Consider the following 9823-nt stretch of genomic DNA (forward strand, 5'->3'; position numbering starts at 1 on the left):
ATAACATACTCCAAAACTAAGGGTTAATAGAATAACGATCATACACAATCGCCATTTCAAATTCATAACGTTGTCCATTCTTCTGGTTGATAGGATTGCAAACCTTTTTAAGTCCTGCAGGAGTGTTTCCTGTTGTTGGGTAACGCCACGAGCCATTTGGTGAGATAGGCCCACCATTTTTTTCATTTTTAGCACGTTCTTTTACATCAATACTTCTTCTATAGTTTTCATCATAACCCTCTGGTAATTCAGGTGGTTTCGCATCTTTATTCCCTTTTGCTTTTTCAATCTTATAATTATCCATTTCACTTTGATATCCCTTAATGATCTTGTTATAATTATTATCTTTTTTAATTTCCTCTGCTGTCCCATAAATGTCTACATAACTAGAACGCATTTCAAAGGCTTTAACTTTTACATCCCAGTGATTGACCATTCTCTGCGCAGGACTTTCCTTTTGGCCAGCATCCTTATTTGATAAGTCACTACCGTCTACCGATATCCCTGCACGACAAGCATATGTTGTGATTTCCGCATCATAATCAAAAATAGACTCATAGACATCTTTGATATCACTGAAACTAAACTCACCCAAATCTAAATTATCACCAGCATAATGAAAAGAGGCTATGTTAATAACACCATGGCAAAAAACAGACACCTTCTTAATCAATCTTTTGTTAGTCTTCCTCTGGTTAAAAAAATGCACTAACTCTTGTTTGTTTTTTACATACACAACCCGTGAATTCAATTTCTCAGCATACTGATTAATCACGGCTACATCGTTTGTAGTATAACCCTGTTGGAAAACAACCATAATGCGTTGTATTGCATGCCCCTTCGTGCTAGCTGCAGGAAAATCTCTTAACTGTCTTAAACCGCAATTAATAAACCGATATTGATTCCCCTTGCTCTCCGCAGTCAGGCCAAATCCCCCTTCTAGACGCCAGTCTCTTGGCGCCGTTCTGGCTGCGACAACTGCGATATAATCATAACCACTGCAATAGGGAATTTCTTTTTCTGGGTAATCAGGTGCTGTTACTAAAGATATTTTCCTGTCTTCTAATTCCGTTAATGTTCCAAAGTTACCACCACGTTTACGGCATCCCTCAGATAATTTCCCAAACAGAGCAAAAAATTCCTCAGGTTTTTGTGTTTTAAATCTCTCTGTCTCATATGATTCATTTGTTTTACCCTGCTTATACTAACTGGTGTCTTCAAAATGTACAGCCCAGGGGATCCCTTTGAGAATAACAGCTTCATCATTAACTGGCACAAGTTTAATGCGATGCGTAAATTCTTTATTACTCTTGCCGGCAGGCACCCCTACTTCACCAGTACAATTTGGCATTGATGTAGGATCCAAAGATTGATGTCCAGCCACTATAACACCTCCTTATTTTCATTTTTTAAGACGATTTGACTCAACTTTGCATCATTATATTGATAGTAGCTAATGTTAGTTTCACTCAGAAACAACCACCGATGAGTAAATCTCATCAGGTTTTCAATTTGAAGAGGTAATAATATTTTAGAAAGCATTTTCAGGACCCGGCAATCGTAAAATCGAAATAGCCCCGTCTCCTTCGAAGGAAAAGTCACCACCAAACAAGATATTAAGTGATTAGTTAATTGTAGAAATTCTTGTTCGCTGATAATCCAGGAGACTGCAGGATATTTTTTCTCAAGCATAAATATATTCAAAAGTTTGTCAGAAGATATTTTATCCACTTCCATTAGCCATGGACCGGCAAATGCAATAAGTTTGTCTTCTGGTAAACACAAAAGAGATCGGATCGCTTTACTTTCTTCAATTGGCTCGCCGTAAGCCCGTTCATACTGAATACCGTCCACCAGCACATATAACTTCAATAGCTCAGAGCCAGTTGTCAAACTTTCTAGCACCACCCGCCCACTCAGCATGCGCAGCGTGGCATACTTCATCAGTACGTCTTCCGCCGCCACATCGTCCTGCGACGAGGTGAACTCAATTCGCCATCTGAAGGGCTCGTTCAGCGCCTCACGACCACGAAATTTCAGGACATCCGCACTGACCCGGCTGTCGTTGATCTCAAGCTGGTAGCGAGTCTGTCCGTCGAACAAGGCCAGCCAGTTATCCATCGCAATTGTCGTCACTCCTTAACGGGGACCAGAGTAAGAATTTTAGCGTCATAACGTTGCCCATTAAGCTGGTTAATAAGACCGCAATATTTTTAGGCGTTATTAATGTCATGAGGTAGCACTATAAACCACGTATCTCCTGCTCTGGTTTATACAGAATATATTCAACAAACATCACTTCAGCTGATAACTGCCATAACCTAACCCTCCAGGATAGAAAAACTCATATTTTTGACCATTAATTAACTCGTTCAAATTATAAACTGGAACTTCAGAAGAGCAATAACGCAGAGGGATTATGCCCCCCATACATAGCAAAACACAACACCCGCCTTTAAAACACTTATAAAGAGAGGCGATATTCCTTCAGAGAAACATACAGTAGTTTTATTTTTTTATCTGAACTGAATATATCGATCAATATTACCTTTTCATTAAAGTGATACCATATCATTCCTGACACTGTTCGATTTAGCTCTTCATTCTATGCTAACCGCATGCTGGAATCCTCCATTCCGCCCACCCATCACTTGTTGGATATACAGCAAATTGCCCATGCCATTCTGGAGCCATTAAATCTGAGAATTGTGCCTGCCAAAAGTACCATGCTGAGCTTTTTAATTTATTACCATCTTTATCATATACAATGAAGAATGATTGATTGGAGAACAGGCGCAGTAATCTACCAGGTGCTCCGTATGGGCGATAGTCTGGAATATAAGTCACCAACTCACACTTATTCTGATCATTCCAGAGAGAGTCCTCCTTTACCGCCCCCCGATAAGCCATTATTTTAATAAAAAGTAAGCATGTAAATATCATAAAAAAAGCCAACAATGTCGCGATGACTATCTTTTTCATTAACCTAGTCATTCGCGTTCTTCTCTTTCCAGTCAAAATACTCTTTAATATCTATAACATTCAAATGAATTACAATATTTACCGGAATTTTCTTTACTGTTGAATAAACAAAAAAGTCTCCGGTTTTTTTATCAACTTTATACTTTTCCCTATAGTTTACAAAAGCCGAGTTTGTGACTCGGAAGTATCGATCATCGTCGTTATCAATATAGTCTTTATTCATCACCCCACTGATCAAATTTGGCTTAATCACACCTTTAAACCCCCAATACCCTAAAGGCTGATCATCCCCATCATTCATAAATTCATAAGTATCTCTGACATACAGACCAAGCTCGTTAATCTCTAATCTTATGAATCCACTTTTTTCTTTAGATATAGAAAGATCTGTAAATGCTATTTTTATTATAAAAGAGCCAAGAGCACCGTAGACATCATCAAGTTTATCTGTCGCCTTTTCCCATAGAGTACTGCCAATCCTTATGAAATTAAACTGACTTATCTTATCTAATTCCATTGCAGATAAGCCATCATAGTTAATATGGGCGTTTTTGAACACACCATCAACAAAAAACCCCGAATTCTCCAATCTATTTAAAATAAAACACAGCCCGCTAGACAATTGATTCAAAAGACTCTTTTTACGACCAAGAGTTTCATTATACTCTACAACATTTGACATCTCCCTTACAAAGCCATCATAGATAGGTTTAATGCGTGATGATGAGGTTAATAGCCAATCAAAACTTAAATCATCTAATATATTATGTTTATCAATCATCCCCATATCGACTCTGTTGAGTTTTTGTTGTTTAGTCATTTCAAAATATGGGTCATTAAACCACTTTCGCATAAACCTTGCAGATTCGATCCACCCCATATTTTCCATAACCTGAGGGATATCGGTAATTTTAAAAACTTTTACGGGAACAGTTTCCTGAGATTCCTTGTCATTAGTGAGCTTAGACTTTACTTTTATTTCAACCATTATTTTACCCAATAATTAGTGAATCTTGTTTCAAGATACTCAACTCGATCTCAGATGCCTCTGAATTACTTATAAAACTAGTGAGACCATTGTCACAAGTGCTTCCTTTTACTACACCTGATGCGGAAGATAATACATAACCAACTCCCGGAATTGGCTGAAGCGTTTTGTCATCAACAAGAACAAAACTTCTCCTGTAACTATCAGATACTCCAGGCATAAATGGATATTCGGCCTCCTGGGTTACACTTCCAGTCGTCACCGACCGCTTAATCTTCCGCGTATACGTCGTATCCGTCCCGTACTCTATTTTCCCGTCCTGGATGATGAGGTAACTCCCGCCACCAATCAGCGTCACCTTCTTCTTCCCCGCAAACAGCATGTCGCTCGCCGATATCAGGCTCAGCTTTTGTTCTGCTGACAGGTGCATCGCCCCATTCTGCGCCTGGATTTGCACCGGGCCTTCGCTGGCATTCAGGGTCAGCGAGCCGCTCCGGGCAAACAGGCCGACACTTTCCCCTGCCAGAATAGACGTGTTACCCAGCGCCCCGCTGCTGAAATCTCCCCCGGCGTTCACCGCCACGTTTTTACTGGCCGTCAGTTGCTGATGTTCCCCGCTGCTGAACGCCACGCCCTGCGGACCGTGGAAGTGGATCATCTCGTTCAGCGGTTTCAGGCGCTGGTCGAACATTGCCAGCTGGCTCGCGATATCCGCCTCCAGTGCCTGCGCCTGTTCTGCCGCTGCCGCCAGGGCTTTCAGCTGCTGCTGGCAGACCTCGATTTCTTTCAGCGCCGTTTCCATATCCAGCACTTCGCCTGCGGCCTTTTGCTGCCCGTCGGCGGTGATGAGCAGCCCTTTCGCCACGCGGATAACGCCGTATTCGTCGGTTCTGAGTTCAAAGCCGGAACCGCGCGGCTTGTTCTGCTCATCGACAATATGTCCCTGACTCAGTTGCGTGCTGCCGAACGGTGTGGTCAGCGCAATATGCTCCTGACCGCGCTGGTCTTCCATCCGCAGTTCATTTTGAGCGGCGGTGCGCAGGATGTTCTGGCTGCGGTTGCCGCGGGTGACGATGTCAGCGTGTTCAGAGTCGTGAAACGCATGGGCGAGGTAAGGCCGGTCGATGTCACCGTCGTCATAGCCGATGCCCACTTCGGTGCCGTCAATAAGGGGCGTGTGCCAGCCGTATTTGTCGCCAGAATAGGGTTTTGCCTGGCGGACCCACAGGTAGTTATAACCCGGCTCTGCATCTTCGCGGCTGAAATCCAGCTTCACCCGGTAGCGGCCCTGATTATCCAGATGGGCGTAGATATCTCCCTTCTCCCGGCTCTCAACCCGCGCCGGGAGCGTGCCGAGTATCTTCGGGCGAGGCTCTTCTTTCGGGCGAAAGCAGAACTGTTCGCTGTACGGCATGCCCCACACCGATACATGCAGGCGGCTGTCGCGGGCGGCGCTGTATGTCGTGAGGGTTATTATCACGCCCTCTTTCAGGTCGTTCAGGGTGCTACCGTCAGCTTCCAGCACCATCCCCGGCGTCAGGTGTGATGCATTGCTGAACAGGTGCAGTCGGGCTGATTGATTCAGTTCGCGCTCGTGGTGGATACGGGCGTAAAACGCTCCGCTTTCGGTTTCCGGCTCAGAAGTTGCATCATCGCCCGCGTCGAGGAATGGCGCGGCGTAGCGGTAGTGCTCCCCGGTGGTGGCGGCGTTGTTTCGGACGGTGACTGATGAATCTTTCAGGGTGGTCGCCGTGCGGTAGTTGTAATCCCGAGTGCGGACCAGCCCGGTCACCGTGTTATGCCAGGTGCGCAGGCCCCAGACCGATTCCGCCGCACCGTCGTACAGGGCTGACGGCTCCTGATACGGCAGATGCACGTCAAACTGGTAGTTCAGCTGGCTGTCGGCAAACGTCAGCGTGTCCAGCCCGGTGACCTCATTGACGCTGGAGCGGAACCAGATACCGACCTCAGAAAGCAGGCGCTGGATAAACTGCAGGTCGCTTTCCCGCCACTGAGTGATGAGTTCCCGCTGCGGGTAGCTTTTCTCCAGACGAAACTCAAAATCCGAACCCTCCAGACCGTGCGCCCGCAGCACCTGCTCCACCAGCTCAGGAACGGAGAGATTCTGGTACACCGCGCAGCGGCGGGTGTTAGCGAGCAGCGCCAGACGGGATGATATCGTCACGCTGTAGTGCGTCTGGTCGGCGGTCGCGCCCAGCCATTCAAAAGCGATAATGATGCCCTGCACCCCCCGCCCACTCAGCATGCGCAGCGTGGCATACTTCATCAGTACGTCTTCCGCCGCCACATCGTCCTGTGACGAGGTGAACTCAATTCGCCATCTGAAGGGCTCGTTCAGCGCCTCGCGTCCGCGAAATTTCACGACATCCGCACTGACCCGGCTGTCGTTGATCTCAAGCCGGTAGCGGGTCTGCCCGTCAAACAGCGCCAGCCAGTTATCCATTGCCATTGTCGTCACTCCTTAACGGGGACCAGAGTCAAAAATCCATCGCCAAGTTCAATAGTGCGCGGTTTATCCGGATCGAGATCGGCGCGGGTCAGCACCAGTTTCCATGAATTGTTCTTCATGTCCGGGCGGTTGAACAACCCTATCACCGCCACAAATTGAGCCTCTTCATCCATGGGCATATTGAGCGTGACGCTGCCTTTAGGCATGACCAGCAGCGACTTGCTCGAAACCATATCCTCTTTCAGCACAGTGTCCGCATCACGCAGCAGCTTCTGATAATCAGCGGCATCGACCTTCTGCCGATCTTTTAGCTGATAGACCCGCACCATGGTCGCCAGCGGGGTCTGCGCCTCATCGGCATTGGTGGCCGCGCGCGGTTCGAAATCGAGGTGCAGCACATTAATTTTTTTGTAGAAAATCGATTTGGTCATGTTAACCGCGCCATCAGAGACGGACTGGGTCAGGCCGCAGCCCGCCAGCAGGCTGCACAACGCGATCAGCGCAATCTGTTGCAGGGGGGAGAATGTCATTCGGAGGTTCCTTTCAGAATAAACAGACGTATTAGTCGAAGCGGTAGCTGCCATCCTGGGCGGAGGGCAGCGGGTGGCAATTGAGGCCTTCATAGCAGCCGAGGCTGACGGTCAGATGGCTGCGGTTGATACTGAGCTTTCCCGCTTTCAGTCCGAGAATACCGGTGCGGCCAAGCTGGATTCGACGTTTCTGGCCGAGTCGCGGCTCAGGAAGCACGCTCACGGGCACCGTCAGACGCAGCCGCACATCTGAGCGATAGCCCATATAAACGCGCAGCAGCACCATCAGATCGGTGTGGAGTTGCCCCCCCGGCAGCCAGCCTTCGGCTTCCTCGGGATGGCTGGTCGCCAACCACAGGGCGATCCGGCTGCAGGCTTCCTTGCCAGTTTTCCCCAGCGTGGCGCGCTGAGATAGCGCGACGCGGTTCGCTTTCCCGAGACCGCTGCGCTGGGACACCTGCACTTTGATGGGGTCGGGGCTGATAATGGTGGCCGTCGTTTCCGGTGCCAGCAAGGCGACTAACTGTCGAATGCCTTCCGCATTTCGGGTGGGCAGGCGCATCGCCCCCAGCAGCGCCAGAAAACGGGAAACCGGCGTGGCGACGTTATCCGCCGTGCCCGGGATCCCCAGCCCCACCAGCCCCAGTAAGCACTGTGACGTATCGTCTGTACCACCGGATTCAAACGTCGCGGGATAGGCGTATTTGCGCCAGATCCGGTAGTACTGAGTGGTGATGCGGTGGCTGAAAATATCCAGAAACGAGGTGGTCGCTTCATACCCTTCCCTGCGCTGGGCGATATCGTCCAGATAGGCCGTCGGCAGCGGCGAATCGACGCCATACATGCCGAGGAAGGTGGTGCGCACCGTCGGCGGCAGATGTGGGTAGTCTTCATCGGTTTCAACCGCGCGCAGTTCACTTGCCGGAAACCCCATTCCGGGCCACGGGCGAAAACGCACCGGATCGGCTGAGGGTTTATCCGTCGTTCCCAGCAGCGTGGTCTGCGACGCTTCCTGTTCGATCAACTGGCAGTAACGGTAGAAGTTAACCCGCCAGATATCCTTGCCAAGCTGCTCTGTCAGCCCGGCACGTGCTGGCTGTGATTCTCTTTCCATCGCAGTCGTTTCCCTGTCGGTTGCAGTACCAGCGTCAGCTGGTTGAAGAGGTGTACATCGGCGTACAGCGAGAAGAAGCGGTGCAGCATTTCGCCAAACAGATTAACGTCACCCTCGCCGGAAAAGTTGTCGGCATTGAGTGTGACTTCAATCTCCACGCCGCGCAGCATGTAGCCGCGCTCAAAGCGTCGGATTAGCGTGTGTTTTACTGCAACAATCGCTTCCAGGCGGCGGCGGTTCATCTCATCGTCGGTCCAGTCGTACAGGGCCAGCGTCCCGCGCAGCACTTCCGGATTGTCCATCATGCTTAAGAAGCTCGAACCCAGATGGCTCATCACTCGCCAGTGGAAACGATCGTTCGCTGGCGGATACAGCGGCAACGTTGGCGCGTTCAGATTTAACACTCTAACCGGGACTTTTCCGGCTTTCACAACCCGGTCGAGGAGCGTACTTTCCAGCGCCTTGCGGGGAAGCTGTCCGTTGGTTCCGGTGATACGCATCGACAGGGATTCTGGCTTATCAGACAGTTGCTCGATTTCAAAGGAACGTCCTCCCAGAATCAGCCAGGTGTCGTACAGACCTGACGGGCCGAGCTTGACGCGGGTGTGGAAATAACGCTCCGGCGCATCGTGACGCATCATGCCGCCGCGATGGCGAAAGCTGGTGAACGGCACGTACTGATGCTTGCCGTTTTTCACCGCGCCGTGAATGTTGTCGACACTGTAGATTTCCGTGTGGCCGTCCTGCACGCGCATCGGGCGTAGCAGGTATTCGTTTTCCAGCGGATCGATGGTCAGCGGATCTGCTTCCAGAGTGAACAGGTTGATCACCGGGGCGCAGTGCAGACGGAAGTTTTCAGTTTCAAACGGAATATCCGACGGCCAGCCGCCGTCGAGCACGATGTCGGTTTCAAACCAGGTGGTATCCTGATTGAGTCCGGTCAGTTCCAGACCGCGTAACTCAACGAACATAAACTTCTGGCGGAAGCTGAAGTACTCCAGCAGCAACTGATAGCCGCTAAAGGCTGAATCACCCTTCGGCCACAGACGCTCGGAATCGTCAAACCCCATCGGCTTGCACCAGCCGTTAAACTTCACCCGCTCGGCACGGGTCGCCGCATGACGGGCGTACATCGCGTGCACCCGACGAGTCAGCGCCAGATGCAGGGCTGACGCAACCGGGCTTTCCGCATCAAGGTATATGGCGACTTTATCGATGTCGCTTTTCGCCCAGTCCACTTTGCTGCTGCATTCAAAACGCAGGCGGATCGCGGCACGTCCGCCAGGTTCGGTTTGCAGGCGTGCACCCGCCAGATGAATAGGTTGCAGGGTAATATCGCGGGTGGTGCGGTACTGGCAGACGGTTTTGTCAGGCCCGACCGGGCGCGATAACACCGAGAAACCTTCCGGCAGCGTTTCGGCCTGCTTAAGCTGCTGCCACTCTGGCGATAACGCGACAACCGCCAGCGACGGAATGGTGCGCATATAGTGCGGCCAGAGCAGGCTCACCAGCCCTTCGGTCAATTCCGGCAGGTCATCGTCGAGCTTTTCGCGAAGACGCCCCATCAGGAAGGCAAAGCCTTCGAACAGGCGCTCGACGTACGGATCGCGAGCACCGGTTTTATCCAGATTGAGCATGGCAGCGCGGTCGGGGTGGGCGCGGGCAAATTCTTTACCGGCTTCGCGCAGATAGCGCATTTCTGCTTCGTAATAACGCAGGGTTAAATCATCCATGCACGG

Annotated in this window: 9 protein-coding genes and 1 pseudogene; all 10 read right to left on the bottom strand. The window is 50.0% G+C overall.

The window, feature by feature from the left end:
• Positions 1-16: 16 nt before the first annotated feature.
• Complete coding sequence (locus E4Z61_RS24110; protein WP_240703863.1) at positions 17-775, bottom strand: hypothetical protein; 759 nt, start codon at positions 773-775, stop codon at positions 17-19.
• Positions 776-1204: 429 nt separating this feature from the next.
• Positions 1205-1384 (bottom strand): hypothetical protein, encoded by a 180-nt coding sequence (locus tag E4Z61_RS24115; protein ID WP_240703864.1) that lies wholly within the window; start codon positions 1382-1384, stop codon positions 1205-1207.
• Positions 1384-1923, bottom strand: a complete 540-nt coding sequence (locus tag E4Z61_RS08800) for a DUF4123 domain-containing protein (RefSeq protein ID WP_135324909.1) — start codon at positions 1921-1923, stop codon at positions 1384-1386. Before E4Z61_RS08800 ends, E4Z61_RS24115 begins: the two co-directional genes overlap by 1 nt.
• Positions 1903-2121 (bottom strand): annotated as a pseudogene (locus E4Z61_RS24390) (type VI secretion system Vgr family protein); the annotation flags it as partial. The gene E4Z61_RS08800 and the pseudogene E4Z61_RS24390, both read right to left, overlap by 21 nt.
• A 489-nt stretch (positions 2122-2610) precedes the next feature.
• On the bottom strand, positions 2611-2982 hold the full coding sequence (locus E4Z61_RS08805; RefSeq protein ID WP_167817535.1) for a hypothetical protein: 372 nt from the start codon (positions 2980-2982) through the stop codon (positions 2611-2613).
• A 4-nt stretch (positions 2983-2986) separates the two neighbouring features.
• Entirely contained in the window at positions 2987-3970 is a 984-nt protein-coding gene (locus tag E4Z61_RS08810) for a DUF6402 family protein (protein WP_135322437.1), read from the bottom strand.
• A gap of 4 nt (positions 3971-3974) precedes the next feature.
• Positions 3975-6434, bottom strand: coding sequence for a type VI secretion system Vgr family protein (locus E4Z61_RS08815; RefSeq protein WP_135324910.1), 2460 nt, complete (start codon positions 6432-6434; stop codon positions 3975-3977).
• An 11-nt stretch (positions 6435-6445) separates the two neighbouring features.
• Positions 6446-6970, bottom strand: coding sequence for a type VI secretion system lipoprotein TssJ (gene tssJ / locus E4Z61_RS08820; protein WP_135322438.1), 525 nt, complete (start codon positions 6968-6970; stop codon positions 6446-6448).
• 31 nt (positions 6971-7001) lie between these two features.
• Positions 7002-8084, bottom strand: a complete 1083-nt coding sequence (gene tssG, locus E4Z61_RS08825; protein ID WP_135322439.1) for a type VI secretion system baseplate subunit TssG — start codon at positions 8082-8084, stop codon at positions 7002-7004.
• Positions 8048-9817, bottom strand: a complete 1770-nt coding sequence (tssF, locus tag E4Z61_RS08830; protein WP_135322440.1) for a type VI secretion system baseplate subunit TssF — start codon at positions 9815-9817, stop codon at positions 8048-8050. The genes tssG and tssF overlap by 37 nt, the downstream gene beginning before the upstream one ends.
• Positions 9818-9823: the final 6 nt, after the last annotated feature.

Origin of the sequence: Citrobacter tructae (assembly GCF_004684345.1) — a bacterium.
In the GTDB taxonomy this organism is placed as follows: domain Bacteria; phylum Pseudomonadota; class Gammaproteobacteria; order Enterobacterales; family Enterobacteriaceae; genus Citrobacter; species Citrobacter tructae.